Origin of the sequence: Sphingomonas sp. ACRSK, from assembly GCF_022346685.1 — a bacterium.
GTDB lineage: Bacteria > Pseudomonadota > Alphaproteobacteria > Sphingomonadales > Sphingomonadaceae > Sphingomonas > Sphingomonas molluscorum.
This window is the reverse complement of record NZ_JAKRNR010000039.1, coordinates 1-24,071: the sequence shown is the minus strand read 5'-3', so window position 1 is coordinate 24,071 and position 24,071 is coordinate 1. Positions and strand designations below refer to the sequence as shown.

The following is a 24,071-nucleotide window of genomic DNA, read 5'->3' as shown; positions in this document are numbered from 1 at the left end:
GGTCGGCTCAGGTTCGGGGGCGGGAAGGATGCCGAAGACGCTGGGGGCACGCTCGGCAAGCTGGCGCAGGTCGACCGAGAGGCCCGCAACCAGGGCGGCGCCGAGGCCCAGCGACACGGCCACGGCCGCGACGGCGCCGCGGGCGCGCTCGGCCGGGGTGCTGCGGAACGCTTCCATGCCGCCCCATGTGGGCGTCCCGGCCGCCGCGGCAAGGGCGGCCGGGGCGGGCGATCAGCCCTCGTCGCCGTAGATCGCGACCAGGCGCTTCGTGCCGGACGTGACCTTGCCGCGGTACATGCCGGGCGTGTTGAAGCTCCACGTCGCCTCGCCATTCGGGCCGGTGACGATGACGCCGCCGGTGCCGCCCAGCGCCAGCGTTTCCGCCATCACCGTGTCGGCGGCGGCTTGCAGGCTTTCGCCCTTGAAGCGGATGCGGGCGCAGATCTCGTGCGCGACGCCCTCGCGGATGAAGAACTCGCCGGCACCGGTGGCGGAGACGGCGCAGGCGCGGTCGTCGGCATAGGTGCCCGCCCCGATCAGCGGCGAATCGCCGACGCGGCCCCAGCGCTTGCCGGTGACGCCGCCGGTCGAGGTGGCGGCGGCGACATGGCCGGCCTGGTCGCGCGCGACCGCGCCTACGGTGCCGTATTTCATGTCGACGTCGAACCAGCCGAGCTTCTTGGCCTTCAGCTCGTCGAGCTGGCGGCGGCGCTCGTCGGTGGCGAACCAGCTGGGGTCGACCTGTTCGAGGCCCTGTTCGGTCGAGAAGATGTCGGCGCCCTTGCCGGCGAGGAGGACGTGCGGGCTCTTGTCCATCACCGCGCGGGCGAGGCTGACGGGGTGGCGGGTGCGGGTGACGCCGGCGACGGCCCCGGCCTTTCGGTTCGAGCCGTCCATGATCGCGGCGTCGAGCTCGTTGGTGCCTTCATAGGTGAAGACGGCGCCGCGGCCGGCGTTGAAGCTGGGATCGTCCTCCAGCACGTGGATCGCCGCTTCCACCGCATCGACCGCGCTGCCGCCCCTGGCGAGCACCGCTTCGCCGGCGGCGAGCGCGGCGTCGAGGCCGGCGCGGGCAGCGGCCTCGCGCTCGGGCGTCATGCGCGCGCGCTCGATCACGCCGGCGCCGCCGTGGATCACCAGCGTCCAGGTGGGCTTCTGCTCGGCGGCGGCGGGAGAGGACATCAACAGGGCTCCGATCAACAGGGCTAGGCGCATCGTGCGGCTCCAGAAGGAGAGCGCGGTGTAGCAGAAGGGGCGGTGCATGCCACCGCGTCCAGCGCGCCTTCCGCCTGCCACACTGCGCGTCTATATGGGGCGGAGCCCCGACAGCCTCTGCGAGAAGATCCCCATGTCCGTCCGCCCCTGGCGCGATATCGTCCGCCGTCCGAGCCGCCAGATCATGGTCGGCAACGTGCCCGTCGGCGGCGATGCCCCGGTGACGGTGCAGACGATGACCAACACGCCGACCCCGGACGTGCGCGCGACCGTGGACCAGATCCGCCGCTGCGAGGATGCGGGCGTCGACATCATCCGCGTGTCCTGCCCGGACGTGGAATCGACCGCGGCGCTCAAGCAGATCGTGCGCGCGTCGCGGGTGCCGATCGTCGCCGACATCCATTTCCACTATAAGCGCGCGCTGGAAGCCGCCGACGCGGGCGCGGCGTGCCTGCGCATCAACCCGGGCAACATCGGATCGTCGGAGCGGGTGGCGGAAGTGGTGCGCGCCGCCAAGGCCAATGGCTGCGCGATCCGCATCGGCGTCAACGCCGGCAGCCTGGAGAAGGACCTGCTGGAGAAATACGGCGAGCCTTGTCCCGAGGCGCTGGTCGAGAGCGCACTCGACCATATCAAGCTGCTCCAGGACCATGACTTCCACGAATACAAGGTCGCGGTGAAGGCGTCGGACGTGTTCCTGGCGGTCGCTGCCTACCAGGGGCTGGCGGAGGCGACCGACTGCCCGCTGCACCTGGGCATCACCGAGGCGGGTGGCCTGATCGGCGGCACCGTCAAGTCGTCGATCGGCATCGGATCGCTCTTGTGGTTCGGGATCGGCGACACCATCCGCGTGTCGCTGTCGGCCGAGCCCGAGGAGGAAGTGCGCGTCGGCTTCGAGATCCTGAAGGCGCTCGGCATCCGCAATCGCGGCGTGCGCGTCGTCTCGTGCCCGTCGTGCGCGCGCCAGGGCTTCGACGTGATCCGCACCGTCCAGAAGCTGGAGGAGCGGCTCCAGCACATCCGCACGCCGATGTCGCTGTCGGTGCTCGGCTGCGTGGTGAACGGCCCCGGCGAGGCGCGCGAGACCGACATCGGCATCACCGGCGGCGGCAACGGCCGCCACATGGTCTATCTGTCGGGCGTTACCGACCACCACGTCGAGGATGCCGACATGGTCGACCACATCGTCCGGCTGGTGGAGGCCAAGGCCGCCGAGATCGAGGCGCAGGCCGCGGCGCTGGAGCAGGCGGCGGCGGAGTAACCCCGCCACTGGAGAGAGCTCTGCGAAAGCCACTTTCCGTGCTCCCGCGCAGGCGGGAGCCCAGGGCGTCATATACCGCAAGCCGTTGTTCTGCTTGGCTCTGGATCCCCGCCTGCGCGGGGATACGGCGGAATTTGAGGCGGCTGTCCCGCCTTTCGTAGAGGCCCCGCACTGGACGGGGCGGGCGTTTGCCCGCATCCACCGCCCATGACCCGGACCAACACCCCGCCCGCGGTGGCCTTTGCGGCGGCATCGGCGGGCATCGCCATCTATTCGTGCATGGATGCCCTGATGAAGGGGCTGAGCATCGCCAGCGGCGCGTACAGCGCGGTGCTGTGGCGATCGGTCGCGGGCGTGCTGCTGACGGGGGCGGTGTTCCTGGCGCGGCGGCAGCGCTGGCCCGAGCGCAAGGCGCTGCGGCTGCACGTGCTGCGCGGGCTCGCCGCGGGGCTGTCGGTGCTGCTGTTCTTCTGGGGGCTGGTGCGCGTGCCGATGGCGCAGGGGGTGGCGCTCACCTTCCTGTCGCCGCTGATCGCGCTGTTCCTGGCGGCGGCGTTGCTCGGCGAGCGGATCCGCCGCGCGGCTATCCTGGGCTCGGTGGTGGCGGCCGTAGGCGTGCTGGTGATCGCGCTGGGGCAGGCGCAGGCCGGCGCCTCGGCGGACGTGGTGATGGGCGCGCTCGCGATCGTGCTCGCCTCGGTCCTCTATGCCTACAGCCTGATCCTGCTGCGACAGCAGGCGCAACTCGCCGACCCGCTGGAGGTGACGCTGTTCACCAGCCTGGTGATCGGCGTGCTGCTCGCGCTCGGCGCGCCGTGGCTGGCGATCTGGCCGGCGAGCGATCAGCTGGTGCCGATCGTCGGATCGGCGATCCTGGGGTCGATCTCCGCGCTGCTGCTCGCCTGGTCCTATGGCCGGGCGGAGGCGCAGGTGCTGGCGCCGGTCGAATACACCGCCTTTGTCTGGGCGGCGCTGCTCGGCTACCTCGTGTTCGACGAGCGGGTGTCGCCGTTCACGGTCGCGGGTGCGCTGCTGATCGTCGGCGGCTGCCTGGTGGCGGTGCGCGGCGCCGCCCCGGTTTCCCAGAGCGAGGCAGGCGCATGATCGCAATCCGAACCGCCACTCCGGACGATGCGGGGCTGATCTTCGGCTTCGTGCGCGATCTCGCGCGCCACGAGGACGCCGAGGACAAGCTGGTCGCGACCGAGGCGCTGCTGCGCCGGGCGCTCGAGGAGCGCGGGGTCGAGGCGGCGATCGCCGAGCAGGACGGGCGGGCGGTGGGCGCCGCGCTGTTCTTTCACAAGCATTCGACCTGGAGCGGCTGGAACGGGCTGTACCTGGAAGACCTGTACGTCGCGCCCGAAGCGCGGGGCTCCGGCGCGGGCCGCGCGCTGCTCGCCCATGTCGCGGCGGTCGGCGTCGCGCGCGAGTGCACGCGGGTCGAATGGGCGGTGAGCGACACCAACGCCGCCGCCGCCGGCTTCTACCGGAGTCTCGGCGCCGAGCCGATGCCGTGGCGCATCTACCGGGTTTCTGGAGAGGCGCTGGCGCGGCTGGCCGGGGAGTGAGCGACCAGGTCCGCTCGGCGTCTGGCCAGCCTACGGCCTAGTTCGCGCGTTCGATCCACGCCGCGGGAACCGGCTTACCCTCTCTCCGTGCAGCGCTGATCGCCGCCTGGAACTGTGCTCTGCTTTCCTCGGCCTTCCCCATCCGGCCAAGCAGGATGCCGGCGTTGATACGGCTCTGGGTGTCGTTGGCGTCCCTGCTCGCCAGTTCACGGTACCACCGTACCGCGGCCTCGCTATCGCCATCCTTCAGGGCCCAGGACGCGAGCGTCCCCACTGCTGTCCTTTCTTCCGCTTCCGACATCATGCCCGTGTCGAACATGGCGGCCAAAGACCGGCGCTTTGCGGCAGCATCGGATTGCAAATCAGCAATGCGATACAGGTACGCGTGAACGACATATTGCTCTTCGACCGTGAGATTGGGGTCGCTCGCAAGCGATGAGGCGATTTGCCCAGCTTCGGCGGCGTGCATCGCGGTCATCGCCTTTTCCACGCGAACCAGGGCACAGGCGGTCCGCTTGCGGATCAACGCGCCTTCAGCCTTGCACGTCTTCCATCGTTTGGTGCCGATGGACTGCCAGGCGTCCATGCCCGAATCCGACGTCAGCCCTCCCAAGCTCGTCGCGCTGGCGATGTGCGGATTGTTCTGGAGGCTGCGCTGGGGAATCCGGGATCCGGTAACCATCTTGCGCCGCAAATTGGACGGATCGGGCTCGTCGGGATCGAATCCTCCCTCCACGACGATGTCCTCCCGCCCGGAGTCTTCCGACGGCGCTGTCGTGGATTGGGCCGATGCTTCTTGTGAGACCAGCAGAAGGAACGGCAACAATAGGATGCCCGAAACCATGTCGACCTCACAACCTCGGATCGGACAGCGTAGATAGGGCCATGCGGCTGTCAAGCGATGCTATGGAGCCCCTTCCGGCCCGGCCTCCCAGGTCCGCAGCCGGCATTGCGGTGCGCTCGAGAGTCCGCTTCTTTCGAGACTCGAACCTGGTGAGGATCGCATGGGCGTCGACGCAGGGCTGATCGAATGGGTGGCGGAGGCGCTGGCGCCGGTCGGCACCGTCACGTCGCGGCGGATGATGGGCGGGGCGACGCTCTATTGCGACGGCACCATCTTTGCGATCGCGTTCGATGACGGGCTCTGGTTCAAGGCGGATGCGGAGAGCGATGCGGCCTGGGATGCGGCCGGCTGCGCGCGCTTCACCTATGCCAAGAGCGACGGCACCACCGGATCGATGAACTACCGGCGCGCGCCCGACGACGTCTATGACGATGCGGACGCGATGCGGGAGTGGGCCGGGCTCGCGCTGGCGGCCGGGGCGCGGGCGCCGAAGCCGAAGCCGAAGCCGAAGCGCAAGGCAGGCCGGACGACCTCAGGTAGAACCGTTCGTGCTAAGTAGGGGCTGAGCCTGGGGAAGCGCCGTATCGAAGCACCTGCGCAGGTCCTTCGATACGCGGTTTCGACTTCGCTCAACGGCAACTCAGGACGAACGGGTACACGCAACGGGATCACGCTCTAGGCGCTGAAACGACGAACCCCGCCGGCACCTGGGTGCCGACGGGGTCCGGATCGCGTGTCGCTCAGCGCTTAGTCGCGGCCGGGCACGTCGTGGTCGAGCGGTTCCTCGCCACGGTCCTTGGCGGCGTTGTAGCGCTCGATCGCCTCCAGGGTGATGCGCGCTGCTTCTTCGGCGTCGCCCCAGGTGCCGACGCGCACCCACTTCTGCTTCTCCAGATCCTTGTAGTGGGTGAAGAAGTGCTCGATCTGCTGGAACACGATTTCCGGCAGATCGGCGCGGCCACCGACCTTGGTGTAATAGGGGAAGGTCGAGTCCACCGGCACGCAGACGAGCTTCTCGTCGCCGCCGGCTTCGTCTTCCAGGTTCAACACCGCGATCGGACGCGCGCGCACGACGCAGCCCGGGATGAACGGCGTGCGCGACACGACCAGCGCGTCGAGCGGATCGCCGTCCGGCGACAGCGTGTGCGGCACGAAGCCGTAGTTCGCCGGATAGCGCATCGGGGTGTGGAGGATGCGATCGACGAACAGCGCACCGGACGCCTTGTCGAACTCATACTTCACCGGCTCACCGCCGGTCGGCACCTCGATGATGACGTTCAGGTCTTCCGGCGGGTTCTTGCCCACCGGCACCATGTCGATCCGCATGTCGTGTCGTCCCTTTTACTTGGCGGTGAGCAGGCGATCGAGGCCCGTCTCACCCTGTCCGGTCTTTTCCAGCCGCGGATAGCGCAGGCCATCGTGATAGTCGATTGCCACCTCGCGCAGCTTGTCGCCGTTCTTGACCAGCAGGCGGATGGGCGTCCGATTGCCCTTGGACGCGGTGACCGCGGCCTTGAGGCGATCGGCGCTGTAGCTTTCGCCGTTCACCGCGACGATGCTGCTGTCGACGGTGAGCCCCGCGTCGAACGCCGGGCTGCCCCATGCGACCGAGTTGACCGAGCCCGACTTGCCCGTGACGAGGCCCAGCGAATAGCTGAGATCCGCCTGGTCGCGGGTGCGGTCGTTGTTGACGAAATAGGGCGTCGGCTGGTCGCTGTAGACCAGGCGGTAGCCGTTGTTGGTGAAGCCGGCGAGCGGCGCGCGCTCCGACACGCCGTTGACGCGGCTGTTGAGGAAGCCGGCCCAGTCATAGGGCTGGATGCCGTTCAGCGTCTGGACCACGTCGTCCAGGGTGTAGGTGAGCACGCCCCAGTCGCCGTCGCGCACGCCGAAGAAGGCGCGGGCGAAGTCGTCGATGCTCTTGGCGCCGCCCGACTGCTGGCGGAGGATCGAATCCACCTCCATCCAGATCAGCAGGCCTTCGTTGTAATAATCCTCCGAGCGCTGCCAGCTGGTCCAGCCCTTGGGCCGGCGCGCCGAGATGATCGGATCGTTGGTGGTGTCGACCAGCGGGCGCCACTCGCGCGCACGGCGGGTGTCGAGGCTGGCTGCGATCGCGGCATAGGCGTCCAGCGTGTCCTGCTTGGTGACGATGCCCGAGCGTGCCTGGAGCACATAGCCCCAGAACTGGGTCTGGCCTTCATAGACCCACAGCAGCGAGTTGCGCATCGGCGTGCGATAGTCGGGCGTCCACAGGTCCGCGCCGCGGCGGAACTTGCCGTCCCAGCTGTGGCTGAATTCGTGCGGCAGCAGGTTGCGGCTGCCGGCACCGTCGTTCCACTTGGTGAAATAGCCGGGCTTCACGCCGTTTTCGGAGCTGCGGTGATGCTCCAGGCCGATGCCGCCCATGGTGTCGGTGATCGCCAGCAGGAACTCGTACTTGTCGTAGTGCTGGGCGCCGAACGCGCGGGTCGCCTGCTCGACGAGGCGCTTGTGCGCGTCGATCTGCTCGGGCGTGGCGTTGAGCTCTTCGGGGCTGTCGGCGAAGACGTTGAGGTCGACGCGCGGCGACAGCGCCCACTGGCGATAATATTTGCCGGCAAAGGTGGGGGAGTCGACCAGCGTCTCGTAGCTGGTGCGCTGGTAGGAATAGATCGAGCCGTTGTTCGTCGCCGGCAGGCCTGCCGCAGCACTCCAGCCCGCCGGATATTTGGCGGTCGCCTGGATCGGGATGCGACGGGTGAAATAGCCGGCCGGGTAGAGGCTCACCGAGTTCCACTGGAGGTTCAGCATCGAGGGCGCCATGACGATGCGGCCCTGATCACCGGCGGTCGCCGACAGGAACTGGAAGCTGACGTCGAGCTTCTTGGCGCCGGCGGGCACGTCGATGTGGAAGGCGAAGACGTCGACCGGGTCACGGGTCCAGGGCACCACCTTGCCATTGGCGCGGATCACCAGGCCGGCGAGCTTCTCGATCTCACCGCGCGGGCTGTGCGCGCCCGGCAGCCACTTCGGGAACAGCAGCACCATGTGGCCCGCCTCGGCGACCGGAATGGTCTCCTTCACGTTGAAAATGCCGCGCTGGATGTCGGTCGCGTCGACCTCCAGCAGGATCGTGCCGGGATAGTCGATGTCGCGCGGGGCCGGGATCGTGTCGGTGAAGGGCACCGGCTGCGGCAGGGTGTTGCCGGCGGGGTTCAGCTGCGCATGGGCGGGAACGGCAGAAGCGAGCAACAGGGCGGCGAACGCAGGGGTGCGAAACATGACGGCCTTTCGTCGAGGTGGGATGGGGCGGTGTAACGACATATCGCAGCGGGCGTCCAGCCTGTCGCAAGGCGGGACACGATTCCGGCTTCGATCCGCCGGGTGCGGCGGCTAGGGTCGGGCATGGCTTCCACGCTCGTGCCCGCTGCCGACACCGCCCCCGCCGCCGATCCGCGCCCGCGATCGGCGGTGAGCACGGGCACAGGGATCGCGGGCATGGCCGGGCTGCTCGCCTGGGTCGCGATCGCGCGCCACTATGGCATGGACGGACCCTATGCGGCGCTGGTGAACCTCGTCGCCTGCGGACTGCCGATGCTGGCCTGGTCGGTGCTGGTGGACAAGGTGCACCGCAACCCATCCACCGGCATCGACTGGGCGAACCCGCGGCCGTGGCGGGCGACGCTGGACGTCAGCATCACCAAGCTGGCGGGGCTGTGGACGACCTGGTTGGGGATCGCGCTGCTCTATGCGACCGGGCGCTTCTATTGGGACGGCGGCTTCGCCTTTGCCATGTGGTGCTTCGGCTATGCGGCGCCGGTGCTGTTCGTGCTGTCGATCCCCTATGTGCTGTGGATCGACCGTCACCTGGTGGCGCCGCGCGACGGCTGCTGGGCGTTCGGCGCCTGGCTGATGCACCTGGACGAGCCGATCGAGCGCGAGGCGATCTTCGACCATCTGCGCGCCTGGGCGGTGAAGGCGTTCTTTCTGGCGTTCATGCTGGGGATCGTGCCGGGCGGCTTTCGCGAGTTCGTCGCCGCCGACACGGCCACGGTGCTGCACGACCCGGTGGCGCTGGCGCAGTGGCTGATCACCTTCATGTTCCTGGTCGACGTGGCGTTCGCGACCTGCGGCTATATCCTGGCGCTGCGGCCGATCGACACGCACATCCGATCGGCGAACCCCTATGCGGCCGGCTGGGCGGCGGCGCTGATCTGCTATCCCCCGTTCGTGCTGATGGGCGACGGGGGCCCGCTCGACTATCATCCCGGTGGGGCCGAGTGGACGCACTGGTTCGCGGGGCATCCGGTGATCCTGACGGCGATTGGCGCGGCGCTGGTGGCGCTGACGTTCGTTTATGCCTGGGCCACGGTGGCGTTCGGCCTGCGCTTCTCCAACCTCACCAACCGCGGGATCATCACCAACGGGCCCTACGCCTGGAGCCGCCACCCGGCCTATCTGTCGAAGAACCTGTTCTGGTGGCTGGTGAGCTGGCCGATGCTGGTGACGACGGGGAACTGGCTGGACGCGTTCCGCAACACCGCGATCCTGGCGCTGGTGAGCGGCGTCTACTACTGGCGCGCGCGGACCGAGGAGCGGCACCTGCTCGCGGACCCGGACTATCGTGCGTACTATGAGTGGGCGGGCCGTAACGCGGTGGTGCCGCGGTTCTTCAAATGGCTGCGCGGCTAGCGGTGCCGTGCTCCTGCGCAGGCAGGAGCCCAGGGTAACAGGCGCTGTGCTGTGTGGCTCTGGGCTCCTGCTTTCGCAGGAGCACGGGAACGGTCATGAGTCGCGGTCAGAACGTCAGTTCGTCGTACACCCGCGTGACGTCGCCGTCCCAGCTGCTGCCGTAGCGGTCGAGGAGCTGCTGTGCCGGCACCCGGCCGTCGCGCACCACGTCGCGAAGGGGGGTGAGGAAGCCGGTCTCGTCGTCGCCTGCCGCGTCGAGGCGGCCGCGGGCCTTGAGGCCGGCACCGGCGATGTCGAGCACCTGCCGGGCGATGTCGCGCAGCGTGCCGCCCTTGGTCCCGAGCGGCGCGTCGAGGCCGAGACGCGGCACGGAGTCGCGCAGCGCCTGGCGAGTCTCCAGGCTCCAGTCCTTGACGAGGTCCCAGGCGGCGTCGAGCGCACCCTGGTCGTAGAGGAGGCCCACCCAAAGTGCGGGCAGCGCGCAGATCCGGCCCCAGGGGCCGCCATCGGCGCCGCGCATCTCCAGGAAGGTCTTGAGCCGCACTTCGGGGAAGGCGGTGGAGAGATGGTCGGCCCAATCGTCCATCGTCGGCAGCTCGCCCGGCAGGACCGAGAGCTCGCCCTTGAGGAAGTCGCGGAAGGAGAGGCCGGCGGCGTCGATGTACTTGCCGTCGCGGTAGACGAAGTACATCGGCACATCGAGAGCATAGTCGGCATAGCGTTCGTAGCCGAAGCCGTCCTCGAACACGAAGGGCAGCATGCCGGTGCGGTGCGGATCGGTGTCCGACCAGATGTGGCTGCGGTAGGAAAGCATGCCGTTGGGCTTGCCTTCGGTGAACGGCGAGTTGGCGAACAGCGCGGTCGCGAGCGGCTGGAGCGCGAGGCCGACGCGGAACTTCTGCACCATGTCCGCCTCCGACGCATAGTCGAGGTTCACCTGGATGGTGCAGGTGCGCAGCATCATGTCGAGACCCATGCTGCCGACGCGCGGCATGTGGTTGAGCATGATCGCGTAGCGGCCCTTGGGCATGATCGGCAGCTCGGCACGGGTCTTGTCCGGCCACATGCCGAGCCCCAGGAAGCCGAGGCCCAGCTTCTCGCCGACGGCCTTCACCTGTTGCAGGTGGCGGCCGGTCTCGCCGCAGGTCTGGTGGAGGTTCTCGAGCGGGGCGCCCGAGAGCTCGAGCTGGCCGGCGGGCTCCAGGCTGACGGTGCCGTCCTTGCCGGCGAGCGCGATGACCTTGCCGTTCTCCTCGATCGGCGTCCAGCCGAACTCGGTCAGCGCCAGCAGCAGGTCGCGGATGCCGCCGGGCTCGTCGTAGCTGGGGGCGCGATGATCGCTGGTGCGGAACACGAACTTCTCGTGCTCCGTGCCGATACGCCAGCGTTCCGCGGGCTTCTCGCCGCCTGCGAAATATCCGATCAGCTGGTCGCGGGTCTCGATGACCGCTGCGCTGGTGTCCGAAACGGTCTTGGTGCTCATGGGCTGCGCCCATAGGCGGTGCCGCGGTGCGGCGCCAGCGCCGTTTTGATGGCCGGGGCTACCAGTCGCCGGCGCTGGCCATCCAGACGCTGATCGCCGCCGCCGCCGCCGTCTCCGCGCGCAGGATGCGCGGGCCGAGCGTCAGCCCATGTGCCTGGGGCAGCGCGCGAATCGCCTCGCGCTCCTCCGCGTCGAAGCCGCCTTCCGGCCCGATCAGCACGGCGCCGGGGCCGCGGTGCTGCGCCATGGTCGTGGACGCCGGGGCGCCGCCGGTCTCGTCGGCGAAGAACAGCGCGCGCTCGGCCGGCCAGTCGCGCAGGAGGGCGGCGAGCTTCACCGGCTCGACGAGCTCGGGCAGGGCGGTGCGGTCGCACTGCTCGGCCGCCTCGATGGCATGGGCGCGCAGCCGGTCGAGGTTGAGCCGGTCGACCACCGTGCGGCGGGTCAGCACCGGCACGATGCGCGCGACGCCCAGCTCGCACGCCTTTTCCACCGTCCAGTCGATGCGGCCCTTCTTCAAGGGCGCGGCGCAGAGCCACAGGTCCGGGACCGGCTCGCGCGGGCGCAGCTGGTCGGTGACCTGGAGGGTGAGGTCGCGCTTGCCGGCGTGGGCGACGGTCGCGAGCCACTCGCCGGTCTGGTCGTCGAACAGCTTGACCGGATCGCCCGGCTTCGCGCGCAGCACCGACAGCAGATAATGCGCCTGCGGTCCGTCGATGCGGATCGCGGCATCGGGCGCGATCGTCGCTTCCAGGAACAGGCGCGGGGTGGACTGCGGCGGCCAGGCGGGGGTTGCGGGCATGGGCGGGGTGTTAGGCGAAGCGGGCGGCTTCGTCACGTCACCGGGCAATCCTCGGCGACGATGACGCGGTCGCGCCCCTCCTTCTTCGCCTGGTACATGGCGGCGTCCGCGCGATCGGTCGCGGTGTCGATCGTGTCGCCGGGCGTGACGCAATAAGCGCCGACGCTGAGCGTGATCGGGACGCGCGCGCCATCCCCGAGCACGACGGGCGCCGCGCAGACGGCCGCGACCAGCCGGTCCGAGACGGTTTCCAGCGGATCGGCGCCGAGGCCGGGCAAGAGCACGATGAATTCGTCGCCTCCCCAGCGGCCGCACAGGTCCGTGGGGCGGAGTGCTGCCTGGATGCGGTGCGCGATCTCCGCCACCACGGCATCGCCCGCGACATGGCCGAAGCGGTCGTTGATCTGCTTGAACCGATCGACGTCGATCAGCAGCAGCCCGACCGAGCCCGCACCGCGCTGGCGCTGCACCGCTTCAAATGCCGCCACGAAGCCGCGGCGGTTGGCGACGCCGGTCGCCGAATCGCGGTTGGCGAGCCGTTCCAGTTCGATCGTCCGCTCGCGCACCCGCGCTTCGAGCGAGCGGGTGTGTTCGGCGACCGCGCGCGCCATCGCCGCGAACCGGCGCGACAGGCGCCCGATCTCGTCGTTGCGATCGGAGTCGAGCTGCTCGGCGGGTTGAAAGTTGCCGCGTTCCGCCTCGATCACGCTCATCTCGAGCTGGCGGAGCGGATCCAGCACCACGCGCTTGAACAGGACCACGGCGAGCGCGCCGCCGATCACCAGCATCAGCACGATCAGCGCGGCGAGCGGACCGAACAGGCGGCGGTCCACCATGGCATCGGTGTCCATCACCGTCACATTGTACCAGTCGAGCCCGTTCAGATAGCCGACGCCGACCAGCACGCGTTCGCCGCCCATCTCCAGGAAGCTGGAGCGCGCGGACGCGCGGCCCGAGGCGACGTCCGCCATCATCGCGTGCAGCCGGGCGCGATCGTCGGCGTTGCTCAGCATGGCGAAGACGGTGGGCGGATGCTTGCGGTTGGGGTCGGAATAGCGGTCGACCTTGCTCGGATCGCGATGCGCCTGCACCGCCCCGTCGTGGTCGACAAAGAAGGTGGAGACGCCGGCCTGGGTGTCGGCCAGCGCCTCGTGCACGAAGGAGGAAAGGTCGACGGCGGTCCCGGTGACGCCCAGCGCCTTGCCCTCGAAGCGGATCACGCAGTTGACGAACACGCGCGTGCGCTTGGCGAGATCGTCCGCGTCGACGTTCAGGTGGCAGTCGCGCGGGCGGGACAGCGCCTCGAAGAACCAGCGGTCGCGGTTGTTACCCGGCTGCACGGTGAGGCGCGGGCGGTCGGCCGAATAGCGGCTGCCGGGCTCTTCGTAGAAATATTGGCGCGAGGCGGCGGAGCCCACGAAGAAGGTGCCGCCCGCCGACAGCTGCACGACGCGGCGCAGCTCGGCGATGGCGGCGCGGCGCTTTGCGGGATTGCCCTCGTCGCGCAGCCAGCCGATGAGCGCTTCCGAACGCGCGTTGGTTTCGGCAAGCGCGACATCCCGCTGGAGCGTGCCGAGGCCGCGTGCCCGATCATAGAGTACCTGCCGCTCGGCAAAGCCCGACCCGAGCCGCACCAGCGTCAGGTCGACGACCCGGCCGAACGCCACGAAGCCGACCAGCGCGAGGAGGCCGATCAGCAGCATGCCCACCATCAGAACGCGGGCGGTCAGGCTGGCGGAGACCGCACGCCAGAACCCCTTGAAGGGGAGCAGCTTGTTCGACCTGATCTTGCGTCTCCTGGGATTCGGCGCTCGCTTTGTGGCGCCGTCCAGGGCCTTCAAGCACGTAAACAGTAAATAATGTAGTCGGTGAGCTCGGGCAACGCGGGAAGCGCGCGGGAGTTTCCCGGGCGACCACGCACGCGGGCTGTCCAAGCTCCGCCCATCTGTGGCAGCAGGCCGCATGACATCCCCGATTCCCCCGTTGCAGCCGCGCCGCCACTCAAGCTCCTTCCCCCACGGTCCCCGGGCAAGGGGCGGCACGCGATGACGGCGGCGACCGAGATCGTGCCCGACAGCGAGCATCGCGGGCTGGTCGGGCGGCTGCCGGCGGGGTTGCGGCCGTTCGCATTGCTGGCGCGCTTCGACCGGCCGATCGGCTGGTGGCTGCTCTTCTGGCCGGGCGCCTGGGCGATCGCGCTGGCGGGCCAGGGGATCGCGCGCTGGGACATGATCGCCTGGTTCCTGCTCGGCAGCATCGCGATGCGCGGCGCGGGCTGCGTCTACAACGACATCGTCGACCGCGACCTCGACCGGCAGGTGGCGCGCACGCGCAGCCGGCCGCTGGCGAGCGGGGCGGTGTCGCTGAAGGCGGCCTGGGCCTGGCTGCTGATCCTGTGCGCGGTGGGGCTGCTGGTGCTGGTGCAGCTGCGGCTGGCCGCCGCGATCGTCGCCGTCTCCAGCATCGTGCTGGTCGCGGCCTATCCTTTCATGAAGCGGATCACCTGGTGGCCGCAGGCGTGGCTGGGGATCGTGTTCAGCTGGGCGGCGCCGGTCGGCTGGGTGGAGGTGACGCACGGCAGCATCGTGCCGATGCTGCTGCTGTACGCGGGATCGATCACCTGGGTGATCGGCTACGACACCATCTATGCCCTGCAGGACGTGGAGGACGATGCGCTGGTGGGCGTGCGTTCGTCGGCACGCGCGATGGGAGCCAAGGTGCGGCCGGGGGTCGCCGCGTTGTACCTCGTTTCGCTGCTCTGCTGGGGCATCGCCTTGTGGCAGGTGTTCCCGACGCCGCTGGCGCTCGTCGCGCTGCTGCCGATGGCGCTGCACTTGCTGTGGCAGGTGGCGACGCTGTCGCCGCAGGACGGGCACAACACGCTGGCGCGGTTCCGCAGCAATCGCGACGCGGGGCTGCTGATGTTCCTGGCCTGCCTGGTGGTGGGGACGGCGGCCTGAATTGCCGCCGCGGCTTTGACCTTGGGGCCCCGGCTCCCTAAGTCGCGGCCATGCTGACCCCCGAACAGGCGCAGGCCCGCGCCGCGCAGGCGATCGACCGAGCCCGCGCCCGTGGCGCCGATGCCGCCGACGCCATCCTGATCGCCGACACGGCGCTTTCCGTCTCCGTGCGCCTGGGCGCATTGGAGGACGTCGGCCGGTCCGAGGGCGGCGAGCTGGGCCTGCGCGTCTTCGTCGGCAAGCGTTCGGCAAGCGTCGCCACCTCCGACCTGTCGGACGCGGCGCTGGATGCGGTGGCCGAGCGGGCGGTGGCGATGGCGCGGCTGGCGCCCGAGGACGCCTGGGCGGGCCTGGCGCCGGCCGATCGGCTGATGAAGGGAACCGCGCCGCTGCTCGACCTGGACGATGGCGGCGACGTCGCGCCCGAGGCGTTGAAGGCGCAGGCGCTGGCGGCCGAGGATGCGGCGCGCGCGGTTGCGGGCGTCACCAATTCCGAGGGCGGAAGTGCGAGTGCCAGCCGCGCGGTGGTGGCGCTGGCCACCAGCCACGGCTTTGCCGGAAGCTATGCCGTCACCAGCCATGGTGTCTCGGCAAGCGTGCTCGCGGGCACGGGATCGGGCATGCAGCGCGACTATGCGCACCACAGCGCGCGCCATCGTGCGTCGCTGGAAGCGTCCGAGGCGATCGGGCGCCAGGCGGGCGAGCGCGCGGTGGCAAGGCTCGATCCGGCGCGGATCGCGTCGGGCGCGATGCCGGTGGTGTTCGACCCGCGGGTGGGATCGAGCCTGCTCGGCCACCTGACCGGCGCGATCGCCGGGCCGGGCGTGGCGCGCGGCACCAGCTTCCTGCGCGAGGCGCTCGGGACGGCGGTGTTCGGGCCGGGCGTCACCATCCGCGACGATCCGCACCGGCCGCGTGGGCTTCGTTCGCGGCCGTTCGACGGCGAGGGGCTGCCGGTCTCTCCGCTCGCGATCGTCGAGGGCGGCGTGCTGCAGAGCTGGCTGCTGGACAGCGCCTCGGCCCGGCAGCTGGGGCTGGAGCCGACCGGCCATGCCACGCGCGGCATCGGCGGCGGGCCGGGCGTGGGCACCAGCAATCTCTACATGGAAGCGGGGCGCATCACCCGCGAGGCGCTGATCGGCGAGATCGAGCACGGCGTGCTGGTGACCGAACTGATCGGGCATGGCGTGAACGGCGTGACGGGCGACTATAGCCGCGGCGCCGCCGGCTTCCTGATCGAGAACGGCGAAACCACCCGTCCGGTCGCGGAGATCACCATCGCGGGCAATCTGCGCCAGATGTTCGCGGGCCTGGTGCCGGCGAGCGACCTGGAGTTCCGCTATGGCGTGAACGTGCCGACGGTGCGGATCGACGGAATGACGGTGGCGGGTGGCTGACACGCTGCTCGACGAACTGGCGGCGATCGCTGCCGAAGCGGCAACGCTGGCGCATGGGCGCGCGGCGACCGACTTCGAGCGCTGGGAAAAGACGCCTGGCAACCCGGTGTGCGAGATCGACCTGGCGGTGGACGCGCTGCTGCGCGAGCGGCTGAGCGCGCTGTTGCCGGACGCGGGCTGGCTGTCGGAGGAATCGGCGGACGATCCCGTGCGGCTCGCCAAGCGGCGGGTGTGGATCGTCGATCCGATCGACGGCACCCGCGACTATATCCGCGGGCGGCCGGGCTGGTCGGTGTCGGTGGCGCTGGTGGAGGATGGGCAGCCGGTGCTGGGCGTGCTCGATGCCCCGGCGCGGCACGAGCGCTGGCGCGCGGCGGCGGGCGAGGGCGCGTGGCGCAACGGCGTCCGGCTGACCGCGAGCGACATCGCCCGGATCGCGGGCGCGCGCACGCCGGTGGACGCGCTGCCCAAGGCAGACCGCGACCTGGTGGCGGTTGCCAAGCCCAATTCGATCGCGCTGCGCATGGCGATGGTGGCGGCGGGCGAGGCGGACCTGCTCGCGACCTTTCGCTGGGGCAACGAATGGGATGTGGCGGCGGCCGTGCTGCTGCTGCGCGAGGCCGGCGCGACGGTGACCGACTCGCTCGGCAAGCCGCTGCGCTTCAACACGCCGCGCGCGCAGGCGTTCGGCGTGTTGGCGACCGCGCCCGGCATCCATGCGGCGGCGGTGGACCGGCTGCGGCCGCGCGCGATCGCGGCGCTGGGACGGCCCTGACCGCCCGCTAGTCCCGGGCGAGTTCCTTCAATCGGTAGAGCGCGTCGAGCGCTGCGCGCGGGGTGAGGGCATCGAGGTCTAGCCCCGCTAGTTCGGTGCGCAGGGCATCGGGCTTTTCCTCCTCGGCCGGTTGGAAGGCGGCGAACAGCGGCAGGTCGTCGAGCCCGGCGGCGAGCCCGCCGGTCTTCTGGCGCCCGGCCTCCAGCTTGGCGAGCACCGCCTTGGCGCGCGCGACCGTGGCGGGCGGGAGCCCCGCGAGCCGGGCCACCGCCAGGCCATAGCTGCGGTCGGCGGGACCCTCGCCCAGTTCGTGGAGCAGGACCAGATCCCCCTTCCACTCGCGCGCGCGGACGTGGTGCAGGCTCAGCGCCTCGCAGCGCTCCGCCAGGCGGGTGAGCTCGTGATAATGGGTCGCGAACAGGCAGCGGCAGCGATTGTCCTCATGGATCGCCTCCACCACCGCCCAGGCGATGGCGAGGCCGTCGTAGGTGGAGGTGCCGCGGCCGACCTCGTCCAGGATCACGAAGCTGCGCGGGGTCGCCTGCGCGAGAATCGCGGCGGTCTCGACCATCTCGACCATGAAGGTGGAGCGGCCGCGCGCGAGATTGTCCGACGCACCGACGCGGCTGAACAGCCGGTCGACCAGGCCGAGCGTGGCGCGGGTGGCGGGGACGTAGCTGCCGGCCTGGGCCAGCACCGCGATCAGCGCGTTCTGGCGCAGGAAGGTGGACTTGCCGCCCATGTTGGGGCCGGTCACCAGCCAGAGGCGGTTGTCTTCCGACAGGCGGCAGTCGTTGGCGACGAAGCGCCCGCCGGCCTTGGCGACGGCGGCCTCGACCACCGGATGGCGGCCGCCCTCGATCTCCAGGCAGGCGTGGTCGACCAGGTCGGGCCGTGCCCAGCCGCCCTCGGCGGCGCGTTCGGCGAGGCCGGCGGCGACGTCGATGCGCGCGAGCGCATCGGCGGTGGCGGCGATCGCCTCGCGGGTTCCAAGCACCTGGCCGGTCAGTTCCTCCAGATGCGCGGCCTCGGCGGCGAGCGCATGGGCGCCGGCCTGGGTGACCTTGAGCGCGACCTCGTGCAGTTCGGGCGCGTTGAAGCGGACGCAACCGGCCAGCGTCTGGCGATGGGTGAAGCCGCTGTCGGCCTTCATCAGCGCGTCGGCGGCGCGCGCCGGCACCTCGATATGATAGCCGAGCACGCCGTTGTGGCGGATCTTGAGCGCGTTGACGCCGGTGCGGGTGCGGAACTCCGCCTCCAGCGCGGCGATCGCGCGGCGGCCGCCGGCACCGGTGGCGCGCAGATCGTCGAGCGCGGCGTCATAGCCCTCGGCGATATAGCCGCCGTTGGCGGCGTCGATCGGGGGCGAGGGGACGAGCGCGCGGGTGAGCAGCTCGACCAGCGCGCCGTGGCCGCGCAGCGCCGGCACCAGCTGGCCGAGCAGCGGCGGCGCGTCGGCGAGCTGTTCGAGGCGGTCGCCCAGCGTGCGCGCGCCGTCGAGGCCGTCGCGCAGCTGCCCTAGGTCGCGCGGGGAGCCGCGACCGGCGGCGATGCGGCCGAGCGCGCGGCCGACGTCGGGGAGCGCGCGCAGGGCGGAACGCACGCCGTCGCGCAGGCCGGGATCGTCGTGGAAGCGGGTAACGGCGTCGAGCCGGGCCTCGATCGCGGCGCGGTCCATCAAGGGTGCGGCGATGTCGGCACCCAGCAGGCGTGCGCCCGCGCCGGTGACGGTGCGGTCGACCGCGTCGAGCAGGCTGCCGCTGCGGCTGCCCGAGGTGGTGCGGGTGAGCTCCAGGCTTTCGCGCGTCGCGGCGTCGACCGCCATGCACTGGTCGTTGCGCGACACCAGCGGCGGGCGGAGGAACGGTAGGCTGCCGCGCGCGGTATGCTCGAGATAGGCGACCAGCCCGCCCGCGGCGGCCAGGCCGGCGCGGCTGAAGCTGCCGAAGCCGTCGAGCGTGGCGACGCCGAACAGCGCCTTCAGCCGTGTCTCGCCGCCGGCGCTGTCGAAGTCGATGCGCGGGCGCAGGCTCGTCGCGATCTCGGCGAAGGCGGAAGACTCGGAGGCGACCACCTCGGCAGGGGCGAGCCGGGCGATGGTGGCGGCGAGCGCATGGGCGTCGGTCTCGATCAGCTCGAAGCGGCCGGTGGAGACGTCGGCGGCAGCGATCGCGACCTCGCCGCCCGCCTCGCCCACCGCCACGCACCAGTTGGCGGCGCGCGCGTCGAGCAGCGCCTCCTCGGTCAGCGTGCCGGCGGTGACCACGCGCACGATCGCGCGGGCGACGAGCGCCTTGGAGCCGCCGCGCTTCTTGGCCTCCTCGGGCGTCTCCACCTGCTCGGCGATGGCGACGCGGTGGCCGGCCTTGATCAGCCGCGCGAGATACCCCTCGGCCGCATGGATCGGCACGCCGCACATCGGGATCTTTGCGCCCTCATGCTCGCCGCGCGCGGTAAGCGCGATGTCGAGCACGGCCGCGGCGATTTTCGCGTCGTCGTGAAACAGTTCAAAAAAGTCGCCCATGCGGTAGAACAGCAGGCAGTCGGCGGCTTCGGCCTTGAGCGCGAGATATTGCGCCATCATCGGGGTCGGGGCTGGAACGGCAGGCATGCGCGCGTGGGTAGCCGAAGAAGCGACCGGCGTCATGCCCGCTGCGGTGGGGTGACGGAGGCGAGGATGCGTCCTAAGGGCAGAGCCATCAGTGCGGGAAGGTTGCAGATGGCAGAAGAATCGAACGTCCAATTCTCCGAGCGCGAGGCGCTGCTGTTCCATTCGGAGGGGCGCCCGGGAAAGATCGAGATCATCGCGTCGAAGCCGATGTCGACGCAGCGCGACCTGGCGCTCGCCTATTCGCCGGGCGTCGCCGTGCCGGTGCGCGCGATCGCGGCGGACCCTGCCACCGCCTATGACTATACCGCCAAGGGCAACCTGGTCGCGGTGATCTCCAACGGCACCGCGATCCTCGGCCTCGGCAACCTGGGCGCGCTCGCGTCCAAGCCGGTGATGGAAGGCAAGTCGGTGCTGTTCAAGCGCTTCGCCGACGTCGATTCGATCGACATCGAGCTGAAGACCGAGGACGTCGACCGCTTCATCGACGCGGTCGAGCTGATGGAGCCGACCTTCGGCGGCATCAACCTGGAGGACATCAAGTCCCCGGAATGCTTCATCATCGAGCAGACCCTGCGCGAGCGGATGAACATCCCGGTGTTCCATGACGACCAGCACGGCACCGCCATCATCGCCGCCGCCGGCCTGATCAACGCGCTGTACCTGACCAAGCGCGACATCGCCGAGACCAAGGTGGTGATGAACGGCGCGGGTGCGGCCGCACTCGCCTGCGCGGACCTGGTGAAGGTGATGGGCGTCCGGCAGGAGAACCTGCTGATGGTCGACCTGGACGGCGTGCTCTACCAGGGCCGCGAGGCCGGCATGAACCAGTGGAAGTCGGCCCATGCCGTCGCCACCGACAAGCGCACCCTCGCCGAGGCGCTGGACGGCGCGGATGTGTTCATGGGCCTGTCGGCCGCGAACGCGCTTCCGGCCGAGCTGCTCAAGAAGATGGCGCCGAACCCGATCGTGTTCGCGATGGCGAACCCCGATCCGGAGATCACTCCGCCCGAGGCCAAGGCCGCGCGCCCGGACGTGATCATCGCCACCGGCCGTTCGGACTATCCGAACCAGGTCAACAACGTGCTGGGCTTCCCGTTCATCTTCCGCGGCGCGCTCGACGTGCGCGCGACGACGATCAACGATGCGATGAAGGTCGCCGCCGCACAGGCGATCGCCAAGCTCGCGCGCCAGCAGGTGCCCGAGGAAGTGGCGGCCGCCTATGGCGTGAAGCACAGCTTCGGCCCGGAATATATCATCCCGGCGCCGTTCGATCCGCGGCTGATGGAGCTGGTGCCCGCGGCCGTCGCCCAGGCGGCGATGGATTCGGGCGTGGCGACCAAGCCGATCCTGGACATGGACGCCTATCGCCACAAGCTGCGCGGCCGGCTCAACCCGACCACCTCGGTGCTCAGCCTCGCCTATGAGGGCGCCAAGGCGCATCCCAAGCGCGTCATCTTTGCCGAGGGCGAGGAAGAGGTGGTGCTGCGCGCCGCGATCAACTTCCGCGAGGGCGGCTATGGCACGCCGGTGCTGGTGGGCCGCGACGACGTGTACGACCGCCTGCGCGCGCTGGGCGTCACGGACCCGGAGACCTATGAGGTTCACAACAGCCGCCATTCGCCGCTGGTGCCGCAGATGGTCGACTTCCTCTACGCGCGCCTCCAGCGCCGCGGCTATCTGCGCCGCGATTGCGAGCGGATGGTGAACCAGGATCGCAACATCTTCGGCGCGCTGCTGCTGCAGCTGGGCGAGGGCGATGCGATGATCACCGGCGTCACGCGCACCTATGCGCAGACGATCCGCGAGCTGCGCCGCGTGATCGATCCCAAGGAAGGCCGCACGCCGTTCGGCATCCATGTGCTGGTGGGGCAGAGCCACACGGTGTTCATCGCCGACACGACGGTCAACGAGCGCCCGAACTCCGAGGAACTGGCCGACATCGCCGAGGCGACCGCGCAGGTCGCGCGTCGCATGGGCCATGAGCCGCGGGTCGCGTTCCTGAGCTACGCCAACTTCGGCAATCCCGAGGGCAAGTGGCTGGAGCAGCTGCGCGGTGCCGTCGGCGTGCTCGACAAGCGCGAGGTGAGCTTCGAATATGAGGGCGAGATGACGCCCGACGTCGCGCTCAACCCGCGCCAGCTTGCGAACTATCCGTTCGCGCGCCTGTCCGGCCCGGCCAACGTGCTGATCATGCCGGGCCTGCAGTCCGCCAACATCTCGGCCAAGCTGCTGCGCGAATTGGGCGGCGACGACATGATCGGCCCGATGCTAATCGGCATGGAAAAGCCGGTGCAGATCGCGCCGATGACGTCGACCGCGAGCGAACTGGTGACGCTGGCGGTGCTGGCGGCCGGCGGCATGGTCGACGGCTGATCCTTCGGGGGAGGGGCCGCGGTTGCGCGGCTCCTCCCGCCGGTGGTGGGGCGGGCAGCCTCCGCACCTTCCCTGTTACTCGTGCTCCTGCGTAGGCAGGAGCCCAGGGTTGCCGAAGTACGGCCCTCGTTGCTCTGCTGAGTCCTGGTGCCTTCCTGCCCCAGGGATACGCGGCTGCCATGCCGCGCCTCACACATGAAAATGCCCGCCGGAGAGACTCCGGCGGGCACCTTTCCTCCCCAGGAACGGGTGGGCGGGGCTCTAGGCCCGGCCGAGACGGTGATCGGGGTGCCGGACGGCAAGGTCCGCTGCGTCGGCGACACGACCTTGTCATGTCCTTTACAGCTGCACCCCGAAGTTGCCGGACCCATCTGCCCCACGGCCGCGCCTTTCAGAAGCACGCGCGCGCTGCAAAAGGGGTCATGGAGTGGAAGTGCTCGCCCCGGCAGCAGTGATGTTGTAAAGTCTTCACAGACGATGCCGGGGAGGAGCGGAATGGCGGAGCGCAAGCTGCTGGCGGGACATGCGGTCCGGCGGGTGCGGCGGCAGGCGGGACTCACCCAGGCGGCAATGGCCGAACTGCTCGGCATTTCGCCCAGCTACCTCAACCTCGTCGAGCGCAACCAGCGTCCCTTGTCGGCGGCGCTGTTGGTGCGGCTGGCCGAGCGCTTCGACTTCGATCCGCGCACGCTGACCAGCGGCGAGCCGGCGGGCGGGGTCGATGCGCTGCGACGGCGGCTGGCCGACCCGATGTTCGCGGATCTGGATATCGACCGGCACGACGTCGCCGAGTGGCTGGCGAGTGCGCCGGGCGGAGCGGAGGCGTTCGCGCGCGTGTTCGACCGGCTGGGCGGGGCAGCGGGTGCCGCCGAAGCCGCGCCGGCAGCCGACGACCCGCAGGTGCTGGTGCGGCGCGAGGTGGAGCGGTGGCGCAACCATTTCGCCGAACTCGACGAACTCGCCGAGGGCGTGGCCGACGAGCTGCGCCAGTCGGCAGCGGACCTTGGCGCCGCGCTCGCCGAGCGGCTGCGGGTGCGCCACCAGCTTTCGGTGCGGGTGCTGCCGGCCGAGGTGCTGCCCGACCGGCTCTATCGCCTGGACCTTCACGCGCGGCAGTTGCAGCTGTCGGAGCTGCTGGGCCCGGCGCAGCGCCTGCAACTGCTCGCGCGGCAGATCGGGCAGAGCGAGGCGCGGGTGCCGGTAGAGGCGCTGGTGCGCGGCGCCGGCTTCACCGACCGGGCGGCGGAGCGGCTCTACCGCCGCCATCTGCTGGGCTATTTCGCGGCGGCCGTGACCATGCCCTATGCGCGGTTCCTGCGCGCGTGTGAGGCGACCGGCTATGACGTGCCGCTGCTCGCGCGGCGGTTCGGCACGTCGTTCGAGCAAGTGGCGCATCGGCTGACAACGCTCGGGCGGGTGGGCGCGCGGGGGCTCGCCTTTTGCCTCTTGCGGATCGACCGGGCGGGGCAGGTGTCGAAACGCTTTGCCGGGATGAGCGGATCGCCGGTGGCGGACGCCGCCGGGCTCTGCCCGCTGTGGAGTGCCTTCGAGGCGTTCGCCCGCACCGACGCGGCGGTGACCCAGCTGGTCGAGCTGGAGGACGGCAGCCGCTGGTTCAGTTGGGCACACGTCGTCCACCCGGCGGTGGGCGAGGTGGCCGGGGTGCGCGCGCGCTTCGCGATTGCGCTGCTGCTGGGGACGGACCAGGCGCGCGGCTGGGCGGCGGCGCGGGGCACCGAGCTAAGCGGCGAGGCGGTGGGGATCGGTCTCGGCTGCCGCGCCTGCACGCGGCGCGACTGCGGCCAGCGCTCGGCACCGCCCGTCGGACACGCGCTGCTGATCCACGAGCGCGAGGGCGGGGTAACACCATTCGCCTTTGCCGGGGACTGACCGACATAAGTTGCTAACATTTTGACGCTATTGGGGATTGCATGACCGATACCCCTTCCCGCGGATGCGGTGCCTGCCGCGACGGGCGGGCGCTCGACTGTCCGCCGTCAGCACCAATGGCACAGATTTGAGGTTGTGATTTAAGGAGGATCTGGGCTTCGTCGTAGTGACGAAGGAACGAAGATGAAGCCCAGATCCTCCAATGTAAAATCGCCCGC

Annotated in this window: 18 protein-coding genes; 10 read left to right on the top strand and 8 right to left on the bottom strand. The window is 70.1% G+C overall.

Features of this window, described 5'->3' with window-relative positions; genetic code table 11:
* Positions 1 to 231: 231 nt before the first annotated feature.
* Positions 232 to 1,182 carry an isoaspartyl peptidase/L-asparaginase family protein gene (locus MHZ35_RS15810; protein WP_239436521.1) on the bottom strand — a complete coding sequence of 317 codons (951 nt, stop codon included), beginning with the start codon at positions 1,180 to 1,182 and terminating at the stop codon, positions 232 to 234.
* A 166-nt stretch (positions 1,183 to 1,348) separates the two neighbouring features.
* Between MHZ35_RS15810 and ispG the strand changes: the two genes are divergently transcribed.
* The 3 genes from ispG (at position 1,349) to MHZ35_RS15795 (ending at position 4,044) form a co-directional block, all read left to right on the top strand.
* Positions 1,349 to 2,476 carry a flavodoxin-dependent (E)-4-hydroxy-3-methylbut-2-enyl-diphosphate synthase gene (gene ispG, locus MHZ35_RS15805; RefSeq protein WP_239436519.1) on the top strand — a complete coding sequence of 376 codons (1,128 nt, stop codon included), beginning with the start codon at positions 1,349 to 1,351 and terminating at the stop codon, positions 2,474 to 2,476.
* A 207-nt stretch (positions 2,477 to 2,683) separates the two neighbouring features.
* Complete coding sequence (locus MHZ35_RS15800; protein ID WP_239436518.1) at positions 2,684 to 3,580, top strand: DMT family transporter; 897 nt, start codon at positions 2,684 to 2,686, stop codon at positions 3,578 to 3,580.
* Positions 3,577 to 4,044: a GNAT family N-acetyltransferase gene (locus MHZ35_RS15795; protein ID WP_239436517.1), complete on the top strand. Its 468-nt coding sequence runs from the start codon at positions 3,577 to 3,579 to the stop codon at positions 4,042 to 4,044. Before MHZ35_RS15800 ends, MHZ35_RS15795 begins: the two co-directional genes overlap by 4 nt.
* A 37-nt stretch (positions 4,045 to 4,081) precedes the next feature.
* On the opposite strand, the gene MHZ35_RS15790 is transcribed toward MHZ35_RS15795, so the two are convergent.
* A complete protein-coding gene (locus MHZ35_RS15790) occupies positions 4,082 to 4,888 on the bottom strand; it encodes a tetratricopeptide repeat protein (protein WP_239436516.1) in 807 nt (268 codons plus the stop codon).
* Between the two features lie 160 nt (positions 4,889 to 5,048).
* Between MHZ35_RS15790 and MHZ35_RS15785 the strand changes: the two genes are divergently transcribed.
* Positions 5,049 to 5,447 (top strand): TfoX/Sxy family protein, encoded by a 399-nt coding sequence (locus MHZ35_RS15785; protein ID WP_239436515.1) that lies wholly within the window; start codon positions 5,049 to 5,051, stop codon positions 5,445 to 5,447.
* 188 nt (positions 5,448 to 5,635) lie between these two features.
* On the opposite strand, the gene ppa is transcribed toward MHZ35_RS15785, so the two are convergent.
* Both ppa and MHZ35_RS15775 read right to left on the bottom strand, forming a co-directional pair.
* Entirely contained in the window at positions 5,636 to 6,214 is a 579-nt protein-coding gene (gene ppa, locus MHZ35_RS15780) for an inorganic diphosphatase (RefSeq protein ID WP_239436514.1), read from the bottom strand.
* A 15-nt stretch (positions 6,215 to 6,229) separates the two neighbouring features.
* Positions 6,230 to 8,152: a M61 family metallopeptidase gene (locus MHZ35_RS15775; RefSeq protein WP_239436513.1), complete on the bottom strand. Its 1,923-nt coding sequence runs from the start codon at positions 8,150 to 8,152 to the stop codon at positions 6,230 to 6,232.
* A 123-nt stretch (positions 8,153 to 8,275) separates the two neighbouring features.
* On the opposite strand from MHZ35_RS15775, the gene MHZ35_RS15770 reads away from it, so the two are divergent.
* On the top strand, positions 8,276 to 9,562 hold the full coding sequence (locus tag MHZ35_RS15770) for a methyltransferase family protein (protein ID WP_239436512.1): 1,287 nt from the start codon (positions 8,276 to 8,278) through the stop codon (positions 9,560 to 9,562).
* 106 nt (positions 9,563 to 9,668) lie between these two features.
* Here MHZ35_RS15770 and MHZ35_RS15765 read toward each other — a convergent pair whose 3' ends face one another.
* From MHZ35_RS15765 to MHZ35_RS15755, 3 genes are read right to left on the bottom strand one after another with little or no spacing between them, the layout of a single operon-like run.
* On the bottom strand, positions 9,669 to 11,045 hold the full coding sequence (locus MHZ35_RS15765; RefSeq protein ID WP_239436511.1) for a glutamate--cysteine ligase: 1,377 nt from the start codon (positions 11,043 to 11,045) through the stop codon (positions 9,669 to 9,671).
* Between the two features lie 58 nt (positions 11,046 to 11,103).
* On the bottom strand, positions 11,104 to 11,847 hold the full coding sequence (locus tag MHZ35_RS15760) for a 16S rRNA (uracil(1498)-N(3))-methyltransferase (protein WP_239436510.1): 744 nt from the start codon (positions 11,845 to 11,847) through the stop codon (positions 11,104 to 11,106).
* Between the two features lie 32 nt (positions 11,848 to 11,879).
* On the bottom strand, positions 11,880 to 13,559 hold the full coding sequence (locus MHZ35_RS15755) for a GGDEF domain-containing protein (RefSeq protein WP_239436509.1): 1,680 nt from the start codon (positions 13,557 to 13,559) through the stop codon (positions 11,880 to 11,882).
* Between the two features lie 333 nt (positions 13,560 to 13,892).
* Here MHZ35_RS15755 and ubiA point away from each other — a divergent pair, with 333 nt between their 5' ends.
* The 3 genes from ubiA to MHZ35_RS15740 are packed head-to-tail and all read left to right on the top strand — an operon-like array spanning position 13,893 to position 16,979.
* A complete protein-coding gene (ubiA, locus tag MHZ35_RS15750; protein ID WP_239436508.1) occupies positions 13,893 to 14,807 on the top strand; it encodes a 4-hydroxybenzoate octaprenyltransferase in 915 nt (304 codons plus the stop codon).
* Positions 14,808 to 14,857: 50 nt separating this feature from the next.
* Complete coding sequence (locus MHZ35_RS15745; RefSeq protein WP_239436507.1) at positions 14,858 to 16,204, top strand: TldD/PmbA family protein; 1,347 nt, start codon at positions 14,858 to 14,860, stop codon at positions 16,202 to 16,204.
* Positions 16,197 to 16,979: a 3'(2'),5'-bisphosphate nucleotidase CysQ gene (locus MHZ35_RS15740; protein ID WP_125961554.1), complete on the top strand. Its 783-nt coding sequence runs from the start codon at positions 16,197 to 16,199 to the stop codon at positions 16,977 to 16,979. The genes MHZ35_RS15745 and MHZ35_RS15740 overlap by 8 nt, the downstream gene beginning before the upstream one ends.
* A gap of 7 nt (positions 16,980 to 16,986) precedes the next feature.
* Here MHZ35_RS15740 and mutS read toward each other — a convergent pair whose 3' ends face one another.
* Positions 16,987 to 19,563, bottom strand: a complete 2,577-nt coding sequence (gene mutS / locus MHZ35_RS15735; protein ID WP_239436520.1) for a DNA mismatch repair protein MutS — start codon at positions 19,561 to 19,563, stop codon at positions 16,987 to 16,989.
* A 135-nt stretch (positions 19,564 to 19,698) separates the two neighbouring features.
* Between mutS and MHZ35_RS15730 the strand changes: the two genes are divergently transcribed.
* Together MHZ35_RS15730 and MHZ35_RS15725 are read left to right on the top strand one after the other, a co-directional pair.
* Positions 19,699 to 21,963, top strand: coding sequence for an NADP-dependent malic enzyme (locus tag MHZ35_RS15730; protein WP_239436506.1), 2,265 nt, complete (start codon positions 19,699 to 19,701; stop codon positions 21,961 to 21,963).
* A 495-nt stretch (positions 21,964 to 22,458) separates the two neighbouring features.
* Positions 22,459 to 23,853, top strand: a complete 1,395-nt coding sequence (locus MHZ35_RS15725; RefSeq protein ID WP_239436505.1) for a helix-turn-helix domain-containing protein — start codon at positions 22,459 to 22,461, stop codon at positions 23,851 to 23,853.
* Positions 23,854 to 24,071 lie beyond the last annotated feature (218 nt).

Coding starts and splice junctions, on each gene's coding strand:
- MHZ35_RS15785 (WP_239436515.1), top strand. CDS start 5,049: ATGGGCGTCGACGCAGGGCTGATCGAATGGGTGGCGGAGGCGCTGGCG.
- MHZ35_RS15730 (WP_239436506.1), top strand. CDS start 19,699: ATGGCAGAAGAATCGAACGTCCAATTCTCCGAGCGCGAGGCGCTGCTG.
- mutS (WP_239436520.1), bottom strand. CDS start 19,563: ATGATGGCGCAATATCTCGCGCTCAAGGCCGAAGCCGCCGACTGCCTG.
- ispG (WP_239436519.1), top strand. CDS start 1,349: ATGTCCGTCCGCCCCTGGCGCGATATCGTCCGCCGTCCGAGCCGCCAG.
- MHZ35_RS15755 (WP_239436509.1), bottom strand. CDS start 13,559: ATGGTGGGCATGCTGCTGATCGGCCTCCTCGCGCTGGTCGGCTTCGTG.
- MHZ35_RS15760 (WP_239436510.1), bottom strand. CDS start 11,847: ATGCCCGCAACCCCCGCCTGGCCGCCGCAGTCCACCCCGCGCCTGTTC.
- MHZ35_RS15790 (WP_239436516.1), bottom strand. CDS start 4,888: ATGGTTTCGGGCATCCTATTGTTGCCGTTCCTTCTGCTGGTCTCACAA.
- MHZ35_RS15765 (WP_239436511.1), bottom strand. CDS start 11,045: ATGAGCACCAAGACCGTTTCGGACACCAGCGCAGCGGTCATCGAGACC.
- ubiA (WP_239436508.1), top strand. CDS start 13,893: ATGACGGCGGCGACCGAGATCGTGCCCGACAGCGAGCATCGCGGGCTG.
- ppa (WP_239436514.1), bottom strand. CDS start 6,214: ATGCGGATCGACATGGTGCCGGTGGGCAAGAACCCGCCGGAAGACCTG.
- MHZ35_RS15725 (WP_239436505.1), top strand. CDS start 22,459: ATGGCGGAGCGCAAGCTGCTGGCGGGACATGCGGTCCGGCGGGTGCGG.
- MHZ35_RS15795 (WP_239436517.1), top strand. CDS start 3,577: ATGATCGCAATCCGAACCGCCACTCCGGACGATGCGGGGCTGATCTTC.
- MHZ35_RS15770 (WP_239436512.1), top strand. CDS start 8,276: ATGGCTTCCACGCTCGTGCCCGCTGCCGACACCGCCCCCGCCGCCGAT.
- MHZ35_RS15775 (WP_239436513.1), bottom strand. CDS start 8,152: ATGTTTCGCACCCCTGCGTTCGCCGCCCTGTTGCTCGCTTCTGCCGTT.
- MHZ35_RS15745 (WP_239436507.1), top strand. CDS start 14,858: ATGCTGACCCCCGAACAGGCGCAGGCCCGCGCCGCGCAGGCGATCGAC.
- MHZ35_RS15810 (WP_239436521.1), bottom strand. CDS start 1,182: ATGTCCTCTCCCGCCGCCGCCGAGCAGAAGCCCACCTGGACGCTGGTG.
- MHZ35_RS15800 (WP_239436518.1), top strand. CDS start 2,684: ATGACCCGGACCAACACCCCGCCCGCGGTGGCCTTTGCGGCGGCATCG.